Genomic DNA, 24,961 nt, shown 5'->3' on the forward strand with positions numbered 1-24,961 from the left:
CCCGGCGGTTACCGGCTCAGGGTCAGGCTGTCCGGTTGCGGGTTATGATTGCCGACAATCGGAATCACGGCGGTGATGCGGGTACCCCGGTCATGGTTCTGACGGACACTGAACGTGCCGCCCAGCGCCCGGACCCGTTCCCGCATGCCGATCAGGCCGAAGCCGCTTTTAAAGGCCTGGCTTTCCACATCAAAGCCTACGCCGTCATCGCTGATCAGCAGTTCCAGACGGTCTCCGCTGATGTCACCACGCTGACCTTTTTCCAGCCGGTGTAATTCGATCCGGACATTCTTTGCGTGGGCGTATTTGAGAATATTGCTGAACGATTCCTGGGTCAGGCGGAACAGGGTGATGTTGTAATCTTCCGACATCTCATTCAGCGCGCCCCTGAAATCCGTGTGTAAGTGGATGTTGTGTTCAGCAAAGCGGTTGTTGGCGATACATTCCTGTAAGGCATCCATTAACCCCAGATCGTCCAGTGCTGTCGGCCGCAGGGTGCGCATCAGACCGTAGGTGACATCGTAAATGTTCTGCGCAATGGCATCGATTGAATCGGCGGTCTGGTGAACAATGTTGTTTTCTTCAGGGTGTATCCGTTTGAGGATTTTTGCATCGGTGCGGATGGCGGTCAGAGACTGGCCAAGTTCATCATGCAGTTCACGGGATAAGCTGCGCCGCTCTTTTTCCTGAACCGCCAGTACCTGATGGGTAAGGCGTCGGTTTTCTATCAACTGGTCGCGTAATTCCTGGGTACGCATATGGATGCGCAGCTCCAGTTGCTGGCGTTCTTTCTTCAGTTTTTCATATAGTTGGGCATGCTGACTGGCGGATCTGACCCGCTGACGCAGGTACGCAAGCAGCAGGGCATAACCGCCGGCTGAGCAGAATAAGATGGCCAGTAACAGGCCGGGATTAAGGTCCTGCAGGCTGACTTTCTGAGTGATATAGAGCTTAAACGACTGGCCGAAGCGGTTAATTGTCCGGGTATCTTTAAGGGGCGGTAACAGATCGCTTCCCAGACCGGTATTCTCGGTGGCAGTACGTTCATCCAGAATGATATCGTGCTCGCTGATGATCTGTGCCCGTGCACCTTCGTTCATAAAGTTTGCATTGGGCAGCAGGCTGGCAATGTTGACAATGATTGAGGCGATATACAGATTTTGGGCGTTAGGCGCTGCATTACGGTCGTAAAATGCGAGAAACAGTGCATAAACCTGAGCGGTGTTCTCGCCTCTGAACGGTGCGGAAGACACTGGTTGGTGGTAGCGCTGAGCAAAGCTCAGGGTTTCACTGAGGGCCGGATCATCCTCCAGATTATGGCCCATAAGGTAACGGGTATCGGCTGTCAGTGGCTCGATAAATGTCAGGGGGAAATTGGTATTGGCCAGTACTTCCCGGCTCAGATCCGGCTGACCAAACAGGGGCTCAAACGGGCCGGAAACTGTTTGTTCCGGTGGTGGGGAGGGGGCCTGTTGCTGAATCTGAAGCCGCATAATCTGCGGGTAGCGTTTGTGCATTTCATTGGCATAGCTGCGGATGGTGACAAAATCCCGCGGGTTAGCGCTGACCAGCGCGGTGAAGTTTTGCAACAGAATTTCGTTAATGTAGGTTTTTTCGTAGACAGAGGAATAGACGTACTGAGTATTATTGTTCAGCCGTTTTTGCAGCAGGGAATAACTCGACCTGACGGACAGTCCGAGCATTAAAACCGTGATGCTGATCCAGATCGCGGTCACTAGCGGAAACTGCGGTTTTGACATATGTCTGATCTGTCCATGAGTAAAGGGAAGAACCCTGACATTTACCGTTGCGGCGCAGACTGTTACTTCTGATAAACACCTTTGCTGGCTGCGGTTTGCGCGTCTGTGCGCATGATTGCTGATTAAAGTCTAACGATTATGAGAGTGGAAAACAAAAAAGGCACCCGCAGGTGCCTTTTTCAGTGTGTCTGCAGGGTATGCAGATCAGCCAGCCAGGTTCTGGTTGGCGAAGTCCCAGTTTACCAGCGCCCAGAAGGCTTTCAGGTATTCAGGACGTACATTGCGGAAGTCGATGTAGTAAGCGTGCTCCCACAGGTCAACCGTCAGCAGGGCAGTCTGGCCGCTGGTCATTGGCGTGCCGGCGTTGCTGGTGTTAACTATTTCCAGAGAACCGTCAGCGTTTTTAACCAGCCAGGTCCAGCTTGAACCGAAGTTGTTAACAGCTTTGTCGTTGAACTCTTCCTGGAATGCAGCGAAAGAACCCCATTTAGCGTTGATTGCATCAGCAATTGCGCCGGTAGGCTCGCCACCACCGTTTGGAGACAGGCTGTTCCAGTAGAACGTGTGGTTCCAGATCTGCGCTGCGTTGTTGAAAACACCGCCAGCTGGTGCAGAAGTGATGATCTCTTCCAGAGACTTACCTTCAAACTCAGAACCTGGTACCAGGCCGTTCAGTTTTACAACGTAAGTGTTGTGGTGTTTGCCGTGGTGGAAGTCCAGAGTTTCAGAAGAAATGTGTGGTTCCAGGGCATCTTTAGCGTATGGCAGGGCCGGTAATTCAAAGCTCATAAGTATGTACCTTCACGTCACGGTTTCAGCATAAAACCGTTAATATCGATATTAATTTGTATATACAGCCAGGCAGGAAATACGATTTGGCTCGAGCCTGGAGGCCGCATAATAGCACTCAATCATAGGGTTTTGACAGAGGATTAAAGCCCTGTAATTAATAGGGGAAAACACCCCGTCGGAAAAAGAATAGTTCAGACTCCGGCGTTAATCGACATTCACCAGCTCGGCAATTTTTAACAACTGAATCGGCGGGTACAGCTCAAGCTGGCGGGCCACCTGCATGTTGATAAAAATGGAATAACGGTTAAGAGAAGCAATTGGCAGGTCGCCGGGTGTTTGCTGACCAAAGAGTACTTTTTCGGCCTGGTTGGCCGCCAGCCGTCCCACATTGTAATAACGGTTGGCAACCGCGATCAGACCGTCAGAGCGGGTCACCATCACATCGTAGGCGCTGGCAACGGGTAAACCATGGCGGTTGGCGGCCTGAGTAAACTCATCGCGGTGCTGCCGGTTATAAGAACTGGAGCCTACATACACCGCGTCGGCACCGGCGGACTTGAGCTCCGCCATGATGCTGTCCAGCTGATCAGGCACGGGCTGGCCGTCGGGGCCCAGCGCATAGGTCTGGCTGATCAGTTCGAAGTTCATGTCTTGGGCGAGACTTTCCAGCTTGCGGGTATTCAGCACGGAGTTGGCTTCGTTGCCGGAATAGATCACACCGATACGTTTCGCGTCCAGATAATCCTGCAGCACACTCAGCTGTACTTGCTCCGGAACCCGGTTGCGGATACCGGTAACCAGCGGACGGCCGCTGTCCGTATAAGACTTGATAATGCCGGCACCCACCGGATCGGCGACAATCATAAACAGCAACGGAATGCCCTGCAGATATTGCTGTGCATCCGCCCCGCTGGCCGGGCCAATAATGGCTTTGGATACGCTGGTTCCCCAGGTGACTACCAGGTCCGGCTGCAATTGCCGGGCTTCTTCTATAAAGCCGGGCAGGCGGGCTTTATTTTTAGCTGCATCGCGGATGGTCAGCTCCACGGGGAGCCGGTTGTCAGCGATGTACTGTTTAAAGCCCTCGCAGGCTTCTTCACAGCCCCGCCAGACCACCATATAGACCTGCGCCGGATTAGCGGCAGTGAAAGCTTCCGCTGCACTCAGCGTACTGCTGATTAACAGCGTCAGGGCGATGCAGTAACGGGTAATTATGCGCATGCTTTGGCCTCCCTGCGGCGCATCCGCCGGAAATAAACCCCGGTAAAACAGCCGATGCCGATAATGCCGACACCGATAATGGCCATCGCGGCACCATAATCGTAAAACACCAGCAGGGCGGCGACTAACAGCGGACCGATGACGCTGCCGATCCGTTCGCAGGTGCGCAGAACACTCAACACTGTGGTACGGCCGACATCCGGCGTATATTCGGCCGCTTCCAGCGCGGCGGCAATCAGCGGTGCTTTGATAATGGCATGCGCCATACCCATCAGAATGACCGAGATCAGAACGGTCAGAACATCCGCATCGCCGTTGAGTAACAGTAAGATTGCACCGGAAAGCACGGTGCCGAATACCACCAGATCAATCATGTGTTTACTGCGGTCGGCAATGTGTGAAGCGGTGGGGCCGAGGAAGATAATAATCAGTGCGTAAATCATCATGATCCGGCCGATTTCAGCCTGGGTGGCATCCAGTGTGATCAGGTACACCGGGACGAAATAGTAGAGGAAGCCGGTGAGGATGATTTTTGCCGGAATGGCACAGAACAGAATGATGCCCACAAAGCGGTAGTTACGGATCAAAGCTTTCGGGCCGCGGGCCTGTTCCGGTGCTGCCGCCGCTGCTTTGTCTGTATTGGCCGGTTTCTCGTTGCAGCCCACTTCAGAGCAGAGCATTACCCAGGCCAGTGCACCGGCGACCAGCGCCAGCATTGCCGCCAGAACGAACACCGGCTGGTAGCCGATCCGGTCGGCGATGATGCCACCCAGCGCGGTACCGCACATAGAAGCAGTCATCAGGACACCGACAAATACCGCCATGCCTTTGGCGCGGTTTTCCTTGGTCAGCAGGGCTGCCATATACCCCTGACAACTGATGGTAATTACCGCATAACCGGCGGCAGTGACACCCCGTCCGGCGATGATAGCTTCAGCACTGTTGGCAAAGGCACAAATCAGATACCCGCAGATGGCCGGAATCAGACCAACCATAAAGATCCGTTTGCAGCCGTAGCGGTCGGTCCAGCGGCCGGCAAAGGGGGTGATGATGGCGATGACACCCATGAATACGGAGATCGGCAGGCCGATCATGATATCCCGGCTGATCCAGCTGTTCGGCTGGTAATATTCCGCGACAAATAAGGGCATAAATGATTTTTGCAGTTCTTCCGCGAAGGAGAACACAAACAGCGGAATCCGGGCATCGATGATGCTGCCGCGGCTTTCGGTAAAGACTTTCTGCAGGCTGAAACGTTTTGCTAACTGACGCAGTTTCTCGACGGTGCCGGGTTCGTCTTTCTGTTCAATGGCACGGTCATAAACCTGTTGAAAATTATTCTGAATGGCCCGGGAATCCTGATTCATCCGGTTCACAAAGAAGCCGATAATGCCTTTTTGCTGCTGGTTCTGCTGTACGGAAAAGTCACCTTCAGCCTGACGGGTGAGGAGTTTTTCCGAATGCTGTAATGGCCCGGAAACATAAAACATCACCAGTACCATCATCAGTTCGAAAGACACCAGCAATACGGCGATCAGTACAATGGCCAGATCGAAAAATACATTGGTCAGCTGGCTGCGGATATAACCGTCATTGAGGCCGATATGCACGGAACCATAGCGAACTTCCTGCTGGGTCAGGGGCAGGTAATACCCCTCCATTGACTGACTGTCACTGCCGGACAGCAGCATGCGGAAAAAATCAGCGCTGCCGCTGAGCAGGCTTTCTACCGGCGGAACGACCGTGTCGGAGGTTGTAAACAGGGTTTTATGGGACGACAGCGGCTGTACCAGCTGGCTGATATCCCCGCCCTGATAGATGATATCCCCCGCGGTGTTACTCACGGCGATATAGGTCAGTTCAGAATATTTCTGGCTGAGGTCTTCAAGGTATTCATCCAGTCCGTTGATCTGTCCGAACGGAATGCCCACCCCGACCGCCAGACGCACATCATTCTGAACCTCTTCAGCAATCAGGTTGGCCTTCTGCAGTAACTGTGGCTTGAGCGCCATGTTGAACTCAGTGAGGGCGTAGACCGCACTGATCAGCGATGCCAGAAAGGTGCTTATCAGCGTAATAATAAACAGCCGGCGGTTAACGAAAGTTGCCAGCCCCTGGGTGGTATTGCTCATTTGTGCTCAGCTCCGGAAGATGGACTGACCAGTTGGCTGAGTTCCTGCTCGACACCGGATTTGATTTTTTCCCGCTGTTCCATCTGGCGGGCAAACTGATAAGAAAGGGAGTCGGTCTTCATGTTGTCAGGCTGCGGCGGCGCGTGTTCATCCCGCTGGGCATGCAACAGATGGAAGATCGCGTTGACCTCGCCGAAGCCAAGCCGTACCGCGAGAAAAATAAACACGGCAAACACCAGAAATACCGCCAGCGTCATCATCAGTAACCGGTCATTCACCCGCAAAATATCAGCGGCATAACGGGACTTATCGTAATCAATGATGATACTGCCAGTCAGGCCGCCGGTGGCATCAAACAGCTGCAGGCCGGTATACAGAGCATGTTCTTCATCCAGTCGCCAGGCGGCTTCTTCGCTGAACAGTGCCCGGCGGATCAGGAGGCTGTCCGGTGTCACGCTAAGGGCGGCGGATTCGCTGGAAAAAAGCGGATTACCGTGGCGGTCAACCACATGAATTGCCCGTATTTGCGGGTCACGGTGTTTTTCCCGGACCAGTAAGTCGCTGAGGTTATTCATCTCCTGCAGAGGCAGGCCGAGCTGCTCCGCCTTGATGACGGACCGCTCGATGGACGCGGTAACTACTTCCAGCTTGGAAGACACCACCGCAGACATCAGGCCGGAGAACTTAATGGTATTCATCAGCAGCAACAGCGCCAGAACACTTATCAGGATGGCCCAGATAGTGGCGATCAGCTTTAGATGGACTTCAAGAAATACACGCATTAATTACAGATCCGCAGAAGTTGCCCCGAAACCGGCGGTACAGGGTCGGCCATTATTCAAAATATGTCAAAAATGACGGGTAAATATATCACTGTTACTCAAAGTGAGGAATAATCGTCCGCTCAGGTGTCGTGCTGCAGGGCAGTAAATCCGGGGCATTGTGTTGTGATACAACAGAAATCAGGCTTTTTGTCGTTCACGGGCAAAATTATCAGGCGGTTCTTTCATGCTGTTTTCAGCCAGAGCTGCAAAATGCAGTCTCACAATATGACTGAGACGCAGAGCCGGGCCGGCAGCGGTGGTATGAAAAACATGTGCCACGGTTTACTATCTCAGCAATCATTGAAGATGAAGGGGAACACACGATGGCTGTGTTAAGCGATCCGCAAAGCAGTAATCTGGTTGTCACCGACCATCAAGGTAACGGTTATGCTGCAACACAGTTGAAATGCCACAACGGCCTTTCAGTGTTAAGTAAGGTTGAGGCGGATCTGCTGAGCCTGGAAACCGATCCTTCAGCCTGGCTGGGAGAGGTATTCACCTGTGAACTGTTCCAGCATCCGGGCAGCGACCGCACCGCCCTGCGTACCTTTAAAGGGGTGGTGACTGCCGTTGAATTACTGAATGCCGATAACCAGCGGCAACCGGGTTTTCGGATTGTGATGGAACCCTGGCTGGCGTTACTGGCTTACAGCAGCAAACGCCGGGTATTTCAGAATATGACGACCCAGGCGATTGTCAGTGAGATCTTTGATGAACTGGGCTTTAAGGGCCAGTATAAAATTGATTCGATGCCTTCTGCGAAGCGTGAATACTGCCTGCAGCTTGATGAAACCGATCTGGCCTTTGTCCGTCGCCTGCTGGCTGAAGAAGGGGTGCATTTCTGTTTCGGTAAAGATGCCGATTCCAATACCCTGATACTGCATGATGCCGCCAAACCGTTTGATAAGAGCGACAAAGTGACGCTGGATGATGCCAGCGCCCCCAGCGGCGATTACGATGTGGTGACGAACTGGTCCCCGGCGTTCAGGTTCCATAACAGCAGTATCAAACTGGGCAATTACGACTATAACCAGAGCAAACTGGTCAGCAGCAGCGCCAAAAGCAGTAAGTTTAAGCTGGCGGGTAACAGCAAAATTACTGAATCACGCTACCCGGCGGACAGTGTCACCGGGCAGATGGATGATCTGAGCAGCGCGCTGGTGGAATGCTACCGGGCCCAGCGGGATACTGAATATCAGCTGATAAAGGCCAATACTCAGAACACAGACCTGTGCAGCGGTACCTACCTGCAGCTGGCCGCACATAAGGACAGCGCTCAGCAGGATGACTATTTGCTGGTGAATGTGACCTATCTGGTCAGCGTTGAACGTAATAACAGCCTGAGTTTGCAAGCGGACTTCAGTTGCGTACCGCAAGGGCATCTGCACTACCCGCAGGGGTTGCCGAAGCCGCAGGTACAGGGGTTACAGAGTGCTGTCGTTGCCGGTAAAGAAGAAGGCGAGCCGGCCTGCGATGATCAGGGTCGGATCCGGATACAGTTCCACTGGGATGAAGAGGCCGAAGGGGATAAAACCAGCTGCTGGGTGCGGGTTGCTCAGGCAATGGCGGGCAGCAGCTATGGTTGCCAGTTCATTCCCCGGGCCGGACAGGAAGTGATTATCAGCTTTCTGAACGGTGATCCGGATCAGCCGGTGGTCACTGCCAGCCTGTTTAACAGCCAGAATAAGCCGCCTTATCCACAGGCCAATACCACCCAGTCCGGGATTAAAACCCAGCTGAAGGGTGAATCCAATGAGCTGCGCTTCGATGATAAAGCGGATAACGAACAGCTCTACCTGCATGCCGCCAAAGACATGCTGGTGGAAGTGCTGAATAACGCGGAAGAGAAAGTCACCGCAGAGAAGAAAGTCAGCGTTGAAAAAGATATCAGCGTTACCGGCGAAGCGAATTACAGCCTGACCACCAAAGAGAATATCCAACTGGAATCAGACAAGGAATATTCCCTGCAGGCGAAAGATGCGATCAGCGGGACTTCCAAGAAGATTGAATTCAGCGCTGACGATACGCTGGAACTGATCGTGGGCAGCAGCAAGATTTCCATGAGCAGCTCCAAAATTGAAATTAAGAGTCCGGAAATCAGTATCAGCGGTGATTCTAAGGTGAACATTAAAACCGCGCAGCTGGCGGCGGAAGGTTCAGCGTCGGTAGACATAAAGTCATCCGCCAACATGAACCTGAAAGCCGGTGCGCAGCTGAACGCAGAAGGTCTGATGGCCACGCTGAAAGGTTCGGTATCCGCGGAAGTAAACGGGGCCGCAGAGGCGAAATTAACAGCATCAGGAATGGCGACCGTGAAAGGCGGCATCGTAATGGTTAACTGAATATGTTGAAGAAAATCCCCTATGCAAGCTGTCAGCCAATTTTGCAGCGTTATGAACCTGCAGATGAAGCAAAAGCGCTGGAACAGGAAAGCCCGCAAACCCTGATAGAAAGCCTGCAGGACCAGCAGCTTTATATCGAACTGATGACGTTTTTCTGCCATGCCCTGCCGATGCGTGAAACCCTCTGGCTGGCCTGTCAGGCGCTGAAGATTCGCAGCAAACACTGGAGCGATGATGAGAATCTGGCCATTGAAGACTGCCTGCGCTGGTTTAAAGAACCGGATGAAGCCAGCCGCCGTCTGGCGGAACAGCATGTGCAGAAGCTGGAGCTGAAATGTGCGCCGGGCTGGCTGGCCCAGGCGGTATTCTGGAATGGCAGTGGCAGCATTGCGGCGCTTGATCAGCCACAGGTGTTACCGCCGGAATTTCTCTACGCCAAAGCAGCGGCCGGGGCGATTAATATGGCAGCAGCATTGCCTGAATGGGATAAAGCAGACGCGTATAACGGCCGGGTGACCGAGCTGGCGCTGAAACTGGCCCGGGGTGAGCGCTGAGTCGGAACGGAGGATAGCAGAATGACATTGGCAGCACGTTTAACCGATATGCACGTTTGCCCGATGCAAACCCCGGCGGTGGTACCGATTCCCCATGTGGGCGGTCCGGTTATCGGCCCAGGGGCGCCCACGGTTCTGATCGGTGGTTTACCGGCGGTGGGGCTGGGTGACAGCTGTGTCTGTGTCGGCCCGCCAGACAGCATTGTCAAAGGCAGTGCCACGGTGATGGTCGGGGGTAAACCGGCCGCCAGAATGGGCGATACCACCGCCCATGGTGGCTCCATTGTGCTGGGTTGCCCAACTGTTATGATTGGCGGCTGATAAAAATGGCATTAATTTATAAAAAATCATTTTAAGGCTTGTTTTTTCAGACAATTTTCAGCTCAGGCACATACTCTTGCAACACATGTTTCAGAGTGAGTAATTAGCCCTAGAAGCACTCAGGGTTATTGTGTATGTTATATCGACGCTGTAGCACGTACATAAGCTAAGTCGTCAATTGAATAAGGATTCTGATGGAAAACTTATCAGCGCCAGTCTCGGAAAGTTCGGCCGTTGGTGAATACCTGAAAGGTAACCGGGCGGTATACCGGGCATTAAGAAATACCTTTAATCAGGCCCAGTCTGCGTATCGCCAGCTGATGGAATCTCCGGAAGCTATGGTGGATAACCAGTTGCAGAACCTCAATGGTGACTGCTGGCAGGCCCTTGCTGATCAGTGTCAGGATACCCTGATCAATACCTCGAAAGATGTGGAAATCCTCTGCTGGCTGACCACCGCCAGAATCTTCAGCCGCACCCCGCTGGCCAGTCTCGATAAAGCCCTGCAGGCCTTTGTTGAGGTGGTGACAGAGTATGGCGACCAGATGCACCCCCGTCCCCCTGTGGAAAAGCTTAAAGCCGATGATGAAGCCGGCCAGGCAAGCGAGTGGACAGAATTTCGTACCCGGCCGCTGATACAGCTGCTGGGGGAGAGCGACAACAGTGGTTTGCTCTTTATGCCACTGCAGAATATTCCGCTGATCGGCGATATTACCTATGCCCGTTATTTCAGTGCCGAACGTGCCGGCAGCCTGGGCGAAGTGAAGGCTGAAGCGCAGCAGTTGCTGACGTCTGAGCGCAGTGCGGTTATTGATACCCTGCATGCGCTGGCCAGCTGTAAAGCCCGGCTGGAAACCCTGCGGGACCTGTTTGCAGAACAGTGCCAGGCGGTGGCTGTGCAGCCGGTTAACTTCAGCTTCCTGCTACGCTTGTTCGATCAGTTACTGAATGCCTTACGTTTTATGCTGGAAGACCAACTGACCCCGTGGCCACTGGACCCGGTTGCTGAAGCACCGGCAGAGGTTGTGGCTGAAACGGTGACGCAAACAGCACCGCAACCGGCAGCTCAAGCCCCTGCAGCCGTGCAGCAGCCTGCTGCAGGTAATGCACCGGCCCAGCCTGCCGTCGCCGTTCAGGCGGTGGCACCGGTCGCACTGACAGACGTTGCCGGCGCGATTCAGTCCCGGGATCAGGCGTTCCAGAATTTGCGTCAGATAGCGGATTACTTCCGTCAGACCGAACCCCACAGCCCTGTTTATATGCTGATCGAGCGGGCGATTCGCTGGGGCTATCTGCCGTTACCTGAATTACTGGCTGAGATGGTGGGTGACAACGCCTCTGTTATGGCCCGTATCGAAACCATGGCCGGGTTAGAAAACAACGAAAGAATTGACATACCGGGAGGCAGTACTGGTGTTGCGCCAGTGAGTCCGGTAAGTGCCGTCACGCAGGTGAATCTGCCTGCTGAGGACAACAGTCAGGCTGTAGCGAGTGAACCGACGCCGGCAGAACCGCCGGCAGAACAGACAACGACGCAGAATATTTCCAGTTTTGAATGGTAATTCTGCTTAATTTATTGCGGCCGCAAAAGCGGTCATTTATATCCGAAGGAGAGTCCTAATGGCTTCTATTTACATGCGAATCGATGGTCTGGATGACATTAAAGGTGCGGCAACAATCGGTGATATCGGTGGTAAGAAAGGTTTCTTCGCTATCGATAACGTTTCCTGGGGTGCTGTGCGTGGTGTAGGCGTTGATGTTGGTAACGCCAACAACGCTGACCAGGGCATGGTTGCACTGGGTGAGCTGAACCTGTCCCGTCAGTCTGACGGTGCAACGCCACACCTGAGTACTTTCCTGTTCGCACCGGGCGCTGAAGGTAAAACCGTAGAAGTACTGCTGACCAAGCCTTCCCGTGAAGGTAACGGTGCTGATCCTTATATGATCATCACGCTGGAAAAAGCCCGTATTTCCAACTACAACATCAGCTGCGTTGACGGATCTCTGCCAAGCGAATCCATGTCGCTGACGTACACCACGATCACCAAGGTTTACTACCGCGAAACAGACGGCGGTAAGATCGAGAAGGGTGATACCGTTAAGTACGATGTGACCACTGCGAAGCTTGAATCCAAAGCGTCTTAATCAAAATTTTGAGGGTTGAATTGTGGCCTTAAATTCACAACATAAACGCGTAAGCAAAAACCGTGTCAGCATCACCTATGATGTTGAAACAAACGGAGCGGTCGAAACCAAGGAACTGCCTTTGGTTGTTGGAGTGATGGGTGACTTTTCAGCCCACAAAGAAGACCGCGAAGAAGTCGAAGACCGTAGCTTTATCCAGGTAGATAAAGATAACTTCGACAGTGTCATGAAGCGGGTCGGTCCGGAGCTGAAACTGAAAGTGGATAACACTCTGGCAGATGATGAAAGCCAGATCGGTGTTGAACTGAAGTTCGATTCCATGAAGAGCTTCGAGCCGGACGCCATTGTCAGCCAGGTAGATGCCCTGCAGAAACTGGCCGATACCCGTGCCCAGCTGAAGACCCTGCTGTCGAAAGCTGACCGTTCCCGTGATCTGGAAAAACTGCTGAAAGAAGTACTGCAAAGTGCCGACACCATCAATGCACTGTCATCTGAACTGGGCATTGAAGCGAAAGGAGACGACGCATGAGTGAAGAACAGTTAAGCTCTGGCGCCGCAGGCGCTGCAGCCGCCGAAGAAGGCAGCTTTCTGGACCGTGCCATTGCTGCCACGACCCAGACCCCTGAAGATACCACCAAAGAACTGTTCTCCGTGCTGGCCGAACAGGCCCTGAGCGGTACAGTGGTATGGGATAAGAACCTGACCCTGACCATCGAAAAAGCCATTGGCGAAATCGACAAGCAGATGTCCCGTCAGCTGTCTGCCATCATGCAGCAGGACGATTTCCAGCAACTGGAAGGCTCCTGGCGTGGTCTGAACAAGCTGGTGAAAGAAAGTGAACTGGGCCAGAGCCTGAAAATCCGCATGGTGGATTTCCAGAAAGAAGAGCTGCTGGATCAGTTTGAAGACGCGCCGGCGGTTGACCGCAGCCCGTTATTCGAAGCCCTGTACCAGCGTGAGTTCGGCACCGCCGGTGGTGAGCCTTATGGCCTGCTGATCGGTGATTACAACTTCTCACACAAAGACGAAGACGTTGCCCTGCTGCGCTACATGGGTGAAACCGCTGCTGCCAGCCATGCACCGTTCATCGCCGCTGCGAATCCGGAAATGTTCGAATTCAACAGCTTCGAAACTTTCGATGAAGGTAAGCCGGTTGCGGCCGGTTTTGATTCCCCGGCCTATGCCGCGTGGAATGCATTCCGTGCCAGCGATGACGCCCGTTATGTTGCCCTGACCATGCCACGCACACTGGCCCGTCTGCCATACGGCGACAAAGGTCTGGGTACCAATGCCTTCAATTACGAAGAGCTGGGTACCGATGCCGTGGGTAATCCGCGTCCGACCGATAACAGCCAACTGGTATGGTCTAACGCTGCCTACGACATGGGTCTGAAAATGACGCAGGCACACACTGCGTTTGGCTGGTGTACTGCGATCCGTGGTATGGACAACGGCGGTAAGGTAGAAAATCTGCCAAACCTGACCTATCAGTCCGATGCCGGTGATCTGCAACAGCAGTGCCCGATCGAAGTTAACCTGACCGATGAGCGTGAGAAAGAGCTCAGCGATCTGGGCTTCCTGCCACTGGTTCACTACAAGAACACCAACTACGGTGTCTTTATCGGTGGCCAGACCACGCAGAAACCTAAGACTTATACCGATCCGGATGCCACCGGCAACGCGGCGATTTCTGCCCGTCTGCCGTACATCATGGCGAGCAGCCGCATTGCGCATTACCTGAAGGTAATGGGCCGCGATATGCTGGGTTCCAATCTGGAAGCCAACGACGTGCAGCGCGACCTGCAAACCTGGATCGACCAGTACACCAACTCCGGTGCGGTCGGTAATACAGAGCGTTCCAAGACGCCACTGTGTGAATCCCGCATTGAAGTGGTTGAACAGCCAGGCCGCCCGGGTGCTTACTCGGCAGTCGCTCACCTGCGCCCATGGCTGCAGCTGGAAGAGCTGACTACCTCTGTTCGTATGGTAACCAAGATTCCGGGCTGATGTTCCCGGTGATCTGAGTTTATAAGGCCGATAACCGGGCCCGCTTTAGGGCGGGCCCTGTGTTCTTATGTTTCAAAATGACTGGCAAGACGCATTCAACGTACTCGATCCGCAACAGGACGACTATCTCACCCGGGCACTGGCACTTATTGGTCAGTGGGATGAGGCGTGTCTGCACAGCAGTGCCAGTTTAAAGTCCGGGCTTAACCGCCTGATTGCTGAGCTTGATCAGCAACTGTCCGGCCAGCTTGCGGAAGTGATGCACCATGACGAGTTCTCCCGGCTGGAGGCCCGCTGGCGCAACCTGCAAAGTCTGGTGACCCTGCCGGTGAACTATCAGCGCGTGGAAGTGAAGCTACTGGATATGAGCTGGCGTGAAACCGCCAGAGATATCAACAGCTCTGCCAGCCTGAAGCACAGCCGCCTGTATAACAAAATCGGTAATAAAGAATTAAATACCCTGGGCGGTAAGCCGTTCGGGGCGATGGTGATTGATCATCAGGTGGCCATGGAAATGGACTTTGATGATGATTACGACGACCTCTACACCCTGGAGTTACTGGGGCAACTGGGGGCAATTTGCCTGTGTCCGTTTTTGCTGGCACCGGCGGAAGACTTTTTCGGCTATCCGGGCGCTGACTGGCTGTCGGATACGCAGCGAATCGGCAAAATTCTCGAAGGCCCTGACTATGTGGGCTGGCAACAGTTGCGCAACAGCGTCGGCGCGCGCTTTGTGGGGCTGGTGCTGCCGCAGGTGAAGTTGCGCGACGCCTATGAAAATCATCCCATCGGCTTTGTGTTTGATGAACCTGAGCGGGATAAACCGGGCCTCTGGGGCAACGCTGCTTTTGCCTTTGCCAGCGTCATTATCCGTGAATATAACCGGATAAACTGGTTCGGTTTTATGAAATCCCGCTGGCAGGATAAATTTCAGGGTTCACTGCTGAACCTGCCACCGAATGCGATGCAGAACTCGCCGCTGAACAAGCCGGCAACCGACGTCCGGTTGTTTGGCCGTTTAGCGAGTTTTTACAGTGAACAGGGCTTTGTGCCGCTGGCCCAGAGCAGCCTGACTGATAAGTTTTATTTTTATGGCAATAACTCGGTATGGAAGTCCCGCACCGGTGATGCCGATAAGGTGATCTGCCAGCTGCAGACGACGCTGATGGTATGCCGGATCGCCCATTATCTGAAGGTGCAGATCCGCGGCATGATCGGCAGCTTCCGTACTGCTGCTGAGTGTGAGCTGTTTCTCAGCCAGTGGCTGGATAACTACTGCAGCAATATTTCCGATGGCGATGAAGCCACACTGGCCCGCTATCCGTTACGTAAGTCCGATCTGAAGATCAAAGAAGTGGATGGCAGTCAGGGGCGCTTTAGCTGTGAAGTGGTGTTACAGCCCCAGTACCAGTTCGATAACTTTTTTGGCGAAGTGGTGCTGGCCACCGATCTGGGCGAAGGCGCTGACCTGCAGTCCGGAGTGATGGCATGAGTTTCTGGGAAAGCTTCCTGGCGGATCAGGATTATCAGGATGAACATCAGGCGCTGCTGGCATCGGTCCAGCATCAGCTTACCTGCCTGCTGGAATCAGAAGCCCCCTTGTTACCATTCGGTGAACGACTGCCGGAACTGGACAGCTCAAACCTGCGCTATGGCGTGGACTGCCTGCAGTCGATCAGCAGCCAGATTAATAAAGATCAGCTGGCCAGCAAACTGGCCAACTGGATAAAAGCATTTGAACCGCGGCTGCAAAGCGTCAGCGTGGAAGTGTCTGACCGTAAGGCTCAGTCGAACTCTATCGAATTTTCGTTACTGGCGACCTTACGCACCGGCGATACAGTGCATTCGCTGGTATTTGACTCGAACATCAGCCTGGCGAACCAGAAAGTGGATTTAGAGGGGCAGGATATTGTCTGATCAGTTATTGCGCTATTACGAGCGCGAACTGGCGTATGTACGCCGGGCAATGACGGCCTACGCCCAGCGCCATCCGGAGCAGGCGGCCAAGCTGCATATCGACCAGAACAGCATCGAAGACCCGAACATTAACCGTCTGATTGACGGGATGGCGTTACTGACCGCCAAGACCGAAGAACGGCTGGATAACCGTTTTCCGGAAATTGTGCAGGGGCTGCTGTCGACCCTGTATCCGGGGTATAACCAGATACTGCCCAGCTACTGCGCGCTGCAACTGGATGCCGCCGCTGAAGATCTCAGCGAAGCGGTGCATTTACCGGCGAAAAGCCCGGTAACCATTGCGACACCGGACGGTAAACAGTGCCGTTTCACCACCCTCGATGACTTGCATATTCAGCCCTACAGCCTGACCGAAGTATCCGCCCAGACCGCGCCGTTTGTGAATAAGCCTGCCAGCGTGCGCAATGCTGAAGCGGTGATTCAGTTGCGGATCAGCTGTGCGGACCCGGAAGCCAGTTTTATCCAGCTGGATACCGGGCATTTTGATTTTTATGTGCGGGGTTTTGAACAGAACTCCGCCAGCCTGATTGAATTACTGCTGACCCAGACCGAAGCGGTAGTGTTGTCTGATGTCAGCGAGCAGCAGCAACGCAGTGTGGATGTTAGCCGCATGAACAGCCGGATTGCTGATCCGCAGTTTAACTGGCTGCCCCGTTACGGCAATCAGTTCGGCGGCTTCGATATGCTGCGGGATTACTTTACCTACCCTGACAAAGCCGCCTATTTCCGGATCAGTGACCTGGGCAATGAAATGGCCGGGCTGGATACCTCAGAATTACTGCTGAGCCTATATGTGCGGGAACTGCCCGCAGAATTTTTACGCCTCTTTAATACCGACGTGTTCAGCCTGAATACGGTGCCGGCACTGAATCTGTTTAAGCAGCCCGGCGAACCGATGAGCTACGACTTTTCCCGCCTGAGTGTGCCGGTGATGGCCGACAGCGAAGCGGACAGCAATGTGGAAGTGGTGGCGGTTGATGGCGTGCGGGAAATTCACTCCGACGGTGAATATCCCCTGCGTCCGCTGTACAAAAGCAGCTATCGCCAGCCGGTGGATGCCCGTCAGTGGCAAACCGTGCAGCGCTGGAATAAAACCGGCCAGCGGCACATGGAATTGACGATCAGCTGCCAAAACTCAGACTTACAGCAGGACCGCATCGTGCTGGCGCTGGATCTGTGGTGCTGCAATGGCCGTCATCCCTGTGTGATCAGGGCCGGCGCGCTGGCTGAAAGTCAGGCAGCGATTGATCTTCCCGGTGAGCTGAAAGTGTTGCGCGCGCCCAGTGCGCCCCATTATCCGGTGCTGGATGAATCCCTTAACTGGCGGTTTATTGCCCTGCTGAATGCAAATTTTGCCTCCCTGCTGCAAACCGACGACCCCACGGCCGCGTTGCAGGAAGTGTTGTCGCTGTGTAATCACCGCCATACCTGCCGGCAGGCGGACAGCATTAAAGACGTCAGTTACGGACAGCAGGTAGCTCCGATGACGATTTGCGGGCAGAACATATTTGCGGCCGGCACCCGGGTGGATGTGGTGCTGGATGCCGCCGTGATGAGCGGCCAGAGCGCGGTCTTTGCCGCGGTACTCAACGGCCTGTTTATGCAGTTTTGCAGTTATGACCGTTTTATTGAAGTAGATGTCAGTCACTTTGGCGATGACCGTTTCCGGCAGACCTTTCCCCGGATGCACGGGAGCCAGTTATGTCTGTAATGGATACCGCGCTGCAGCGGCCTAAACGCTTTGATTTTCTGCAGGCTATCCGGCTGTTACGCAGCATGGCGCCGGAGGCGGAGGTGCAATTGCGTGCCGAACCGATGCCGGAAGGCTATGCCCACCAAGTACAGAGCATTCAGCAGCACGGGCGTGATTTTAAGATCAGCCTCGGACTGCAGGCGTTGTCCGGGGTTAAAGGGGTTTTACCGGATTATCTGTACGAAGCCCTGCTGGACAGCCTGCATCAGGATGATCATGCATTAAGCGAATTTCTGGATATTTTTAACCACCGTTTCCTGCAGCTGAAACAACGCTCGCTGGAGCAGCAAAACCTGTTGCTGCAGGACGAACAGGAACAGCTGAGCAGTGCTCTGCCGAACCAGGTCAGCCAGCGGCAGGCGCTGAGTAAGCTGGCCGCGCTGCCGGTGCACAGTGGTGATGATGCTGAGTTGCTCGGTTACAGCATTCTGCTGGGGCTTAAAGCCCGCAGCCTCAGCGGCTTAAAACAGTTGCTGGAAGATTATTTTGAACTGTCGGTTCAGGTCCGTGTGGGGGGAAGCACCCGGCACAGACTGCCTGCCTCATCCCTGACCCGTCTGGGCGGCGGGCCGCGGGCGAACAGCCAGTTAGGGCAGGGGATGCTGCTGGGTAAGGTCGGTACGCTCCACTGTCAGCGCTTAGAGGTGCTGATAGAGCCCCGCAGTGAAGCTGAGTTTCTGGCCCTTAAGGATGATATACAGCTGACCCGGCGATTGCGGGAGGTGTGTCATGCCTATCTGCGGGACAGTAACGACCTGCGCCTCTACCTGCATGTCAGGCGGGCATTTATATCCGCGCCGCAACTGAGCGCCGACCGGCGTACAGGCGTGCGGCTCGGCGAAGCGAATTGTTTAGCTCCTCAGGCACAGCCTGATGAGTATCGAAAAATACTTTTAGTATAAGGAACAGGCATATGTCACAGGTGAAACTGGGAAATCTGGTTGCCAAGCTGGAAACAGGCTTAAAAAATGCTCTGGAACAGGCTGCCGGTGCTGCGATGAATCAGCAGGTACCCGCCATTGAGACCGAGCACTGGCTGGTACAGTTGCTGACCTTAAAAGATACCCATTTGCTGCAACTGATCAGCGCCCAGAATCTGGATCAGGAAAAACTGCTGGGTGAGCTGAACGCACGGATTAATGCCCTGCCAAAAGGCAGTGAAGGCCAGCCAACCCTGAGCAAGAATATCAGTGATCTGATTGAGTCGGCCTGGCTGATGGCGTCGGTGGACTATGGTCATCAGCAGATCCTCAGCCTCCATCTGGTGCTGGCGATGCTGCAGACCGATCACTTCGGGGTTAAGAAACTGGCGCTTAAGTCGTTGGAAACCGTATCGCTGGAGGCGCTGCAGTCACAGGTTGCCAAACTGACCACAGCAGCACCGGCCGGTGGCAGCAGCCCGGCGGCTTCAGGCGGAGCACCGGCTGCGGGCGGAGCGCTGGATAAATATACCGTAAACCTGACAGCACAGGCCCGTGACGGTCAGATCGACCCGATTTCCGGCCGAAATGATGAAGTGCGTCAGGCCATTGATGTGCTGTGCCGTAAACGCCAGAACAACCCGATTTTAGTGGGTGAGCCGGGTGTCGGTAAAACCGCGGTGGTGGAAGGTCTGGCCCTGCGCATTGTCGCCGGGGAAGTGCCGACGGCCCTGCAGGGGGTTGAGCTGCACTCGCTGGATCTGGGCCTGCTGCAGGCCGGTGCCAGCATCAAGGGTGAGTTTGAGAATCGCCTGAAGGACGTCATCAGCGAAGTAAAGAACTCCACTATCCCGATCATCATGTTTATCGATGAAGCCCACACCCTGATCGGTGCCGGCGGTGCGGAAGGCCAGAACGACGCGGCTAACCTGCTGAAACCGGCGCTGGCACGGGGCGAGTTTAAGTCGCTGGCGGCGACCACCTGGGCGGAATACAAGAAATACTTTGAGAAAGACCCGGCCCTGACCCGCCGCTTCCAGGTGGTGAAAATTGCCGAACCCAGTGCGGAAGACGCCATCCAGATGTTACGGGGTATCGGTGAATCCCTGAGTGAACACCACGGCGTCTTCATTCGCGAGGAAGCCATTGAAGCAGCGGTAAACCTGTCGATCCGTTACCTGCCGTCACGGCAGTTGCCGGACAAGGCGATCAGCTTGCTGGACACTGCCTGTGCCCGGATTGCACTGACCCAGAATGCCAAGCCGGAAACCATTGAGTATTTGGAACAGCAAATCCGTTACCTGAATAACGAACGCAGTGCCAAGCAGACCGAGCAGGCGGTATTTACCACCGGCGCGGATTCCATTGAAGCGCTGAACGGCCAGATCGCTGAAATGAATGCTGAACTGGAAGCCCTGCAAACCCGCTGGGAACAGGAACTGGAACTGGTTGAGCAGATCCGCACCATCAAGAGCGAGATTCAGACCGCCTACTCAGAAGATCATGTCAGCGCTGAACAGCAGCAACAGATGCTGCAGTTAATGGACCAGCTGGAAGCCCTGCAGGGAGATGACCCGTTAGTGGTACCGCTGGTGAATCAGCAGGTGATCTCTGCGGTGATTAGCAGCTGGACCGGCATTCCTGTCGGTAACATGCTGCGGGATGAGGTCGCTAAGCTGCTGAGCATGGAAGATGACCTGCACAAGCGGGTTATCGGTCAGGAAACCGCCATTAACGAGCTGGCCAAGAGCATCCGGATTTCCCGGGCCGGGCTGACAGATAACCGTAAACCGGTCGGTGTATTCCTGATGTGTGGCCCCAGTGGTGTGGGTAAAACCGAAACCGCCATGGCGCTGGCGGATCAGGTGTTCGGCGGTGAAGACAGCCTGACCATCATCAACATGACCGAATTTAAGGAAGAGCACAAAATTTCCATGCTGCTGGGCTCTCCGGCCGGTTATGTCGGTTTTGGTGAGGGCGGCGTGCTGACGGAAGCCATTCGCCGCAATCCTTATTCGGTACTGCTGCTGGATGAGATGGAAAAAGCCCACCCGGGTGTTCATGACCTGTTCTATCAGATCTTCGATAAGGGCCACATCAAAGACAGCGAAGGCCGCACAGTTGATTTCAAAAACACCATTATCATCATGACCTCCAACGCGGCGGATCAGGCGATTTGTGATATCTGCGATGCCAATGAAACCCGACTGGACAATGCCGAGCTGGTGGAGCAAATCCGCCCTGATCTGCAAGCGTTCTTTAAACCGGCTTTCCTGGGCCGGACCACCGTGGTGCCGTACTACCCGCTGAATGCGGATGAGCTGATGCAGATTACTGAAATCAGCCTGAAGCGCATCCGTAAACGTTTGCTTGAGCAGTACAACGCCAGCTTCGACTGGGATCAGGGACTGCTGGATCTGGTGGTGGCCCGTAACACTGACCCGACCACCGGTGGCCGTGCAGTGGAGCAAATTATTAACCGTTCACTGATGCCGCAACTGGCGGAGCAGTGCATTACCCGTCTGAGCGAAGGCCAGACCATTAATGCGGTTAAAGTCAGCGTTGAGCAGGGCAGCCTGCAGCTGGCCATCGATTAAGGACTGCGGAGAGCCACTGTTTGCATAACAATTGCCAGAAATTGCACCTATGTGCCGGTTTCCTAAGCAGTTTGCGCGTCCCGGGCCTTGCCAGAGATGCGCAATGCAAACACAATATGTCTATGCGTAAAAAACCGTCTACAGCCCTGTTTACCGCCCTCTTCAGTATCTTTGTGATATTGCTGCCGGCGGCTGCCCAGGCGCAGGAGCGGATCAGGCTGGCCACGCAGAGCTGGCCGCCGTTCCAGATGGTTGAAGAAGGGCAGTTAAAGGGCCAGGCCATCGAGCGGGTACAGTGTGCCCTGCGGGAAATGGGCCAGCCTTACGAACTGCATCTGATGCGCTGGGACCGGGCCCAGTTGCTGGTGGAAACCAATCAGTTTAATGGTTTCTTTTCCGGTTCGCCGAACAGTTCCCGGGCCCGTTATGCGGTGCCGTCTGCGCCGGTGATCTCGGTACCGCTGAGCTGGTATCTGGCGCCGAATGTCGAGCTGGATGTCACCAGCGAAGCGGCGAAGGATCAGGCCCGCTACGGGGCTAAATTTAATACCTCCAAATGGCTGTTTCTGGCGAAGAACGGCTATAACGTGGTGAAGAAACCACAGGATGCCGAAGCGCTGTTACGGATGCTGCGTAACGGCGATGTGGATGTGGCGCTGGAATATGAAGATGTCTTTGAGCTGGCGATGGAAAATCAGGGGGTAACTCCTCAGCGGTTTAAGAAGATTCCCTATAAAGTCCGGGATCTTAGCGTGCATTTTTCAAAAACATTTTTGCATCAGCGGCCAAACTTTCTCAATGCCTTCAACGCTGCTCTGGTTCAGTGTATAAAGAGTGAATCATGACGATAAGCATCCAACTGGTTGAAGTGCCAGAAAACGAGAAGGTTCCCAGCCGGCAAGTGATCCTGCCTGCCAATGGCGGCACGATTGGCCGTGCTTATGACTGTACTCTGGTGCTGCCGGACTTTGACCGTAAACTGTCCCGCAAACATATCCGGATTGATCTTTCGCCACAGGGCAGCTTTCAGGTGACGGACCTGAGCGTTAACGGTTCAACCCTGAACCAGCAGCCTCTCAACCGGGGTATCCCTCAGCAGATCAGTGACGGCGATATTCTCAAACTGGGTGATTACACCCTGTTGCTCAGCGATATGGTGCCTTTCCTGACCGATACTGTCGAGGAAGAGGTGGTCGTCACTGAACAGCGCCGTGAGCCGGTGTTCTCTGTGGATAATCTGCAGATTGATGAATTCAGCACATCGCTGGATGACCTTCACAGCAATGATATTCAGGCCCCGGAAGAGGCCGCTTTCTCTGCGGAAAACGTTATGGCTGATGATCAGTTCGGCCATGATCCGTTTGATGACACCGTTGAGCTGAAAACCCCGGAACCTAAACTGAATGCGGACCCGTTCCGGGCGACAGACATCGTCACCCTTGAAAGCGATGATCTGGAATCCGGTGGTGACACCGCGCAGCTGAGCCGGAGTATTCAGCAGCTGCAGCACAGCCTGCAACAACAGCAACAGATGCAGATGGGCATGTACGGGCAGGACAAACTGCTGGAATGCCTGGGCGCAACGCTGGACCGTTTTCTGGAAGAATTTGAACCGGGGCAACTGGAAGGCATGTTTGACGAATATACCTCCGGCTGGGGCAGCCGGGACAAGAAATACTGGCGGCTCTATAAGAAGCAGTTCAGCCGCCGCCGCGACCGTAATGAATTCCATCAGCAGTTTACTGCGCTGTTTATGGAAGAACTGCGGAGGAAGAAATAATGCGTGCCCTGTGGGTAAGTTTGCTGGCGCTGATGCTGGTAGCCTGTTCATCTTCCACGCCCCAGGAAACGCCGCCGCCCGTGAGCCGGGTCCTGCACATTAATACTGCCGGCCAGCTGAACCCCTATGGGGGTGAAAACGCCCATCCGGTGGTGCTGCGCCTGTATCAGCTGACTGAAGCGGGCACCTTCCGTAACGCTGCCTTTCTCGACCTGTATCAGAATGATCAGCAGGTGCTGGCCAGTTCACTGGTGGATACCCTGTATCTGGACCCGGTGCTGCCGGCAACGGAGCAGCAAATCAGTATAGATGTACATTTTCGCAGCCGTTATCTGGCGGTGCTGGCCGAGTTTTCCGAATATGAGAATGCCGTCAGCCGGGCGCTGCTGAAGCTGGATGAAGACAATGAAGATCAGGAATTCAGAATAGAGGTTGCCGGGCTGCGGGTCAGTCTTGGAATCCAGCCTGAGAAATCCTGGTGGCAGACGATATTTTAGGCAGAGGTACCACGTGAGACGACAGCAAAGAGTAGTCTGGCAGGAAGGCATGTTTATCTCGCCGCAGCATTTTCAGCAGCAGGACAGACATTACCGCCACTATGCAGAGCAGTATGCGGTAGCCGCCGGCCATGACGGTTATGGTTTGTGTGAGCTGCAGATCGACCGTGAACGGCTGAAAATCGGTAAAATCGTTGTTACCGTCTGCAAAGGCATTTTCCCGGACCATACCTACTTTGAAAGTAACCACGAACTGTTGCTGGATGTGCCGGAAAATACCCTCAATAAAAGTGTATTTCTGGCCCTGCCACTGGTGGTGGACGGCGAAGTTGAATACGGCCCGGTGGCGGATAAACGCCGGCATCTGGTGGAAGATATCACCCTGTTTGATACCTCGGATGCCAGCACCAACAGCATTGATGCCAGAGTAGCCCGGCCGAATATCCGTCTGATTCTGGAAGGGGAAGATACCACCGGCCTGACGGTGATCCCGGTGGCCCGCATTCTGGAACGTCGGGAAAGCGGTGCTGTGATTCTGGATCAGCGCTTTATTCCCGCCAGTCTGCACTATGGTGCTTCTGCGTTGCTGACTGAGCGCCTTCAGGAGCTGCAGGTGCTGATTGAAACCCGTGCCAGCATGGTGCAGCAGCGGATCGGGAATGGCCAGCAAAGCATGAGCGAACAGAGCCTGCTGCGTGAATACCTCTGGTTGCAGACCCTGAACCGCTGGATTCCGTGGCTGACCCATACACTGGATAATCCACAGACCCTGACCAGCGAAGTCTATCTGCAGCTGGCGACCCTTTCTGCGGAGCTGAACAGCTTCGTGCCAGCCATTGCCAAACCGCTGGTCTCGTTGCAGTACGATGCCATGCACCGTGGCTTTATGCCGCTGTTTACCCGTTTGCGGGAGCAGCTGTCGGTGGTACAGAAAGACAGCGTACTGGAATTCCCGTGGGATACCCGTCTGTTCGAGAAACGCCGTCTGCTGCGTGCTTCTGTGGCGGATATCAGTAACCTCAGTGGCCACCGTTTTATTCTCTGTGTGGAGTCCAGTATTGGCAGTGCAGCGCTGTCTCAACTGGTGCCAAGTGCCTGTAAGCTGTGTGGCCTTTCGCAGATCGCTGAAGTGGTGCGTAACGCACTTTCCGGTGTGACCCTGACCCCGATGCCGGTGGCGCCAAGTGAGCTGAAATCCAAATCTGATGCAGCCTATATCGAAATTGATACCCATCATCCTTACTGGCAGAGCCTGGTGGAAAAACGTGAACCGCTGGCGCTGCATGTGGATGTCCGGATTCCGGACATCAGCGTTAAGCTGTATGTGCTGGATTAAGCC

At 54.4% G+C, this 24,961-nt stretch carries 21 protein-coding genes; 16 read left to right on the top strand and 5 right to left on the bottom strand.

Annotated elements, in window-relative coordinates; translation table 11 throughout:
- Positions 1-8 precede the first annotated feature (8 nt).
- From PCI15_RS00885 to PCI15_RS00905, 5 genes are all read right to left on the bottom strand, one after another.
- Entirely contained in the window at positions 9-1,760 is a 1,752-nt protein-coding gene (locus PCI15_RS00885) for an ATP-binding protein (protein WP_271272488.1), read from the bottom strand.
- Positions 1,761-1,964: 204 nt separating this feature from the next.
- Positions 1,965-2,549, bottom strand: a complete 585-nt coding sequence (locus tag PCI15_RS00890; protein ID WP_271272489.1) for a superoxide dismutase — start codon at positions 2,547-2,549, stop codon at positions 1,965-1,967.
- Between the two features lie 207 nt (positions 2,550-2,756).
- Entirely contained in the window at positions 2,757-3,773 is a 1,017-nt protein-coding gene (locus PCI15_RS00895; RefSeq protein ID WP_271272490.1) for an ABC transporter substrate-binding protein, read from the bottom strand.
- A complete protein-coding gene (locus PCI15_RS00900; RefSeq protein ID WP_271272491.1) occupies positions 3,764-5,905 on the bottom strand; it encodes an MFS transporter in 2,142 nt (713 codons plus the stop codon). Before PCI15_RS00900 ends, PCI15_RS00895 begins: the two co-directional genes overlap by 10 nt.
- On the bottom strand, positions 5,902-6,687 hold the full coding sequence (locus PCI15_RS00905; RefSeq protein ID WP_271272492.1) for a hypothetical protein: 786 nt from the start codon (positions 6,685-6,687) through the stop codon (positions 5,902-5,904). The genes PCI15_RS00900 and PCI15_RS00905 overlap by 4 nt, the downstream gene beginning before the upstream one ends.
- Positions 6,688-7,001: 314 nt before the next feature.
- Here PCI15_RS00905 and PCI15_RS00910 point away from each other — a divergent pair, with 314 nt between their 5' ends.
- The 16 genes from PCI15_RS00910 (at position 7,002) to tssK (ending at position 24,958) form a co-directional block, all read left to right on the top strand.
- Entirely contained in the window at positions 7,002-9,071 is a 2,070-nt protein-coding gene (locus PCI15_RS00910; RefSeq protein WP_271272493.1) for a type VI secretion system Vgr family protein, read from the top strand.
- 2 nt (positions 9,072-9,073) lie between these two features.
- The gene (locus PCI15_RS00915) at positions 9,074-9,625 is read left to right on the top strand and encodes a DUF6931 family protein (RefSeq protein WP_271272494.1); all 552 of its coding nucleotides are present in this window, start codon (positions 9,074-9,076) and stop codon (positions 9,623-9,625) included.
- A gap of 21 nt (positions 9,626-9,646) precedes the next feature.
- Positions 9,647-9,946 (top strand): PAAR domain-containing contractile injection system baseplate protein, encoded by a 300-nt coding sequence (locus PCI15_RS00920; RefSeq protein WP_271272495.1) that lies wholly within the window; start codon positions 9,647-9,649, stop codon positions 9,944-9,946.
- Between the two features lie 194 nt (positions 9,947-10,140).
- Complete coding sequence (locus tag PCI15_RS00925) at positions 10,141-11,508, top strand: type VI secretion system protein TssA (RefSeq protein ID WP_271272496.1); 1,368 nt, start codon at positions 10,141-10,143, stop codon at positions 11,506-11,508.
- Between the two features lie 58 nt (positions 11,509-11,566).
- Positions 11,567-12,091: an Hcp family type VI secretion system effector gene (locus PCI15_RS00930; RefSeq protein WP_271272497.1), complete on the top strand. Its 525-nt coding sequence runs from the start codon at positions 11,567-11,569 to the stop codon at positions 12,089-12,091.
- Between the two features lie 22 nt (positions 12,092-12,113).
- Entirely contained in the window at positions 12,114-12,620 is a 507-nt protein-coding gene (gene tssB / locus PCI15_RS00935) for a type VI secretion system contractile sheath small subunit (protein ID WP_271272498.1), read from the top strand.
- Positions 12,617-14,098 carry a type VI secretion system contractile sheath large subunit gene (gene tssC / locus PCI15_RS00940; RefSeq protein WP_271272499.1) on the top strand — a complete coding sequence of 494 codons (1,482 nt, stop codon included), beginning with the start codon at positions 12,617-12,619 and terminating at the stop codon, positions 14,096-14,098. The genes tssB and tssC (PCI15_RS00940) overlap by 4 nt, the downstream gene beginning before the upstream one ends.
- A gap of 67 nt (positions 14,099-14,165) precedes the next feature.
- A complete protein-coding gene (tssC, locus tag PCI15_RS00945; protein WP_271272500.1) occupies positions 14,166-15,590 on the top strand; it encodes a type VI secretion system contractile sheath large subunit in 1,425 nt (474 codons plus the stop codon).
- Positions 15,587-16,015, top strand: a complete 429-nt coding sequence (tssE, locus tag PCI15_RS00950) for a type VI secretion system baseplate subunit TssE (protein WP_271272501.1) — start codon at positions 15,587-15,589, stop codon at positions 16,013-16,015. The genes tssC (PCI15_RS00945) and tssE overlap by 4 nt, the downstream gene beginning before the upstream one ends.
- Positions 16,008-17,786: a type VI secretion system baseplate subunit TssF gene (tssF, locus tag PCI15_RS00955; RefSeq protein ID WP_271272502.1), complete on the top strand. Its 1,779-nt coding sequence runs from the start codon at positions 16,008-16,010 to the stop codon at positions 17,784-17,786. The genes tssE and tssF overlap by 8 nt, the downstream gene beginning before the upstream one ends.
- Complete coding sequence (locus PCI15_RS00960; protein WP_271272503.1) at positions 17,777-18,730, top strand: type VI secretion system baseplate subunit TssG; 954 nt, start codon at positions 17,777-17,779, stop codon at positions 18,728-18,730. Before tssF ends, PCI15_RS00960 begins: the two co-directional genes overlap by 10 nt.
- An 11-nt stretch (positions 18,731-18,741) precedes the next feature.
- The gene (gene tssH, locus PCI15_RS00965) at positions 18,742-21,345 is read left to right on the top strand and encodes a type VI secretion system ATPase TssH (RefSeq protein WP_271272504.1); all 2,604 of its coding nucleotides are present in this window, start codon (positions 18,742-18,744) and stop codon (positions 21,343-21,345) included.
- A gap of 116 nt (positions 21,346-21,461) precedes the next feature.
- Positions 21,462-22,190 carry a substrate-binding periplasmic protein gene (locus PCI15_RS00970; RefSeq protein WP_271272505.1) on the top strand — a complete coding sequence of 243 codons (729 nt, stop codon included), beginning with the start codon at positions 21,462-21,464 and terminating at the stop codon, positions 22,188-22,190.
- Positions 22,187-23,125 (top strand): FHA domain-containing protein, encoded by a 939-nt coding sequence (locus tag PCI15_RS00975; protein ID WP_271272506.1) that lies wholly within the window; start codon positions 22,187-22,189, stop codon positions 23,123-23,125. Before PCI15_RS00970 ends, PCI15_RS00975 begins: the two co-directional genes overlap by 4 nt.
- Positions 23,125-23,622, top strand: coding sequence for a type VI secretion system lipoprotein TssJ (gene tssJ, locus PCI15_RS00980; protein WP_271272507.1), 498 nt, complete (start codon positions 23,125-23,127; stop codon positions 23,620-23,622). Before PCI15_RS00975 ends, tssJ begins: the two co-directional genes overlap by 1 nt.
- Before the next feature lie 13 nt (positions 23,623-23,635).
- Positions 23,636-24,958, top strand: coding sequence for a type VI secretion system baseplate subunit TssK (gene tssK, locus PCI15_RS00985; RefSeq protein ID WP_271272508.1), 1,323 nt, complete (start codon positions 23,636-23,638; stop codon positions 24,956-24,958).
- Positions 24,959-24,961 lie beyond the last annotated feature (3 nt).

This window comes from Aliamphritea hakodatensis, from assembly GCF_024347195.1.
In the GTDB taxonomy this organism is placed as follows: domain Bacteria; phylum Pseudomonadota; class Gammaproteobacteria; order Pseudomonadales; family Balneatricaceae; genus Amphritea; species Amphritea hakodatensis.

Excerpts from the sequence above, each read along its gene's own strand:
- PCI15_RS00885 (WP_271272488.1), bottom strand. The coding sequence starts at position 1,760 with ATGTCAAAACCGCAGTTTCCGCTAGTGACCGCGATCTGGATCAGCATC.
- PCI15_RS00890 (WP_271272489.1), bottom strand. The coding sequence starts at position 2,549 with ATGAGCTTTGAATTACCGGCCCTGCCATACGCTAAAGATGCCCTGGAA.
- PCI15_RS00895 (WP_271272490.1), bottom strand. The coding sequence starts at position 3,773 with ATGCGCATAATTACCCGTTACTGCATCGCCCTGACGCTGTTAATCAGC.
- PCI15_RS00900 (WP_271272491.1), bottom strand. The coding sequence starts at position 5,905 with ATGAGCAATACCACCCAGGGGCTGGCAACTTTCGTTAACCGCCGGCTG.
- PCI15_RS00905 (WP_271272492.1), bottom strand. The coding sequence starts at position 6,687 with ATGCGTGTATTTCTTGAAGTCCATCTAAAGCTGATCGCCACTATCTGG.
- PCI15_RS00915 (WP_271272494.1), top strand. The coding sequence starts at position 9,074 with ATGTTGAAGAAAATCCCCTATGCAAGCTGTCAGCCAATTTTGCAGCGT.
- PCI15_RS00920 (WP_271272495.1), top strand. The coding sequence starts at position 9,647 with ATGACATTGGCAGCACGTTTAACCGATATGCACGTTTGCCCGATGCAA.
- PCI15_RS00925 (WP_271272496.1), top strand. The coding sequence starts at position 10,141 with ATGGAAAACTTATCAGCGCCAGTCTCGGAAAGTTCGGCCGTTGGTGAA.
- PCI15_RS00930 (WP_271272497.1), top strand. The coding sequence starts at position 11,567 with ATGGCTTCTATTTACATGCGAATCGATGGTCTGGATGACATTAAAGGT.
- tssC (WP_271272499.1), top strand. The coding sequence starts at position 12,617 with ATGAGTGAAGAACAGTTAAGCTCTGGCGCCGCAGGCGCTGCAGCCGCC.
- tssC (WP_271272500.1), top strand. The coding sequence starts at position 14,166 with ATGTTTCAAAATGACTGGCAAGACGCATTCAACGTACTCGATCCGCAA.
- tssE (WP_271272501.1), top strand. The coding sequence starts at position 15,587 with ATGAGTTTCTGGGAAAGCTTCCTGGCGGATCAGGATTATCAGGATGAA.
- PCI15_RS00960 (WP_271272503.1), top strand. The coding sequence starts at position 17,777 with ATGTCTGTAATGGATACCGCGCTGCAGCGGCCTAAACGCTTTGATTTT.
- tssH (WP_271272504.1), top strand. The coding sequence starts at position 18,742 with ATGTCACAGGTGAAACTGGGAAATCTGGTTGCCAAGCTGGAAACAGGC.
- PCI15_RS00970 (WP_271272505.1), top strand. The coding sequence starts at position 21,462 with ATGTCTATGCGTAAAAAACCGTCTACAGCCCTGTTTACCGCCCTCTTC.
- PCI15_RS00975 (WP_271272506.1), top strand. The coding sequence starts at position 22,187 with ATGACGATAAGCATCCAACTGGTTGAAGTGCCAGAAAACGAGAAGGTT.
- tssJ (WP_271272507.1), top strand. The coding sequence starts at position 23,125 with ATGCGTGCCCTGTGGGTAAGTTTGCTGGCGCTGATGCTGGTAGCCTGT.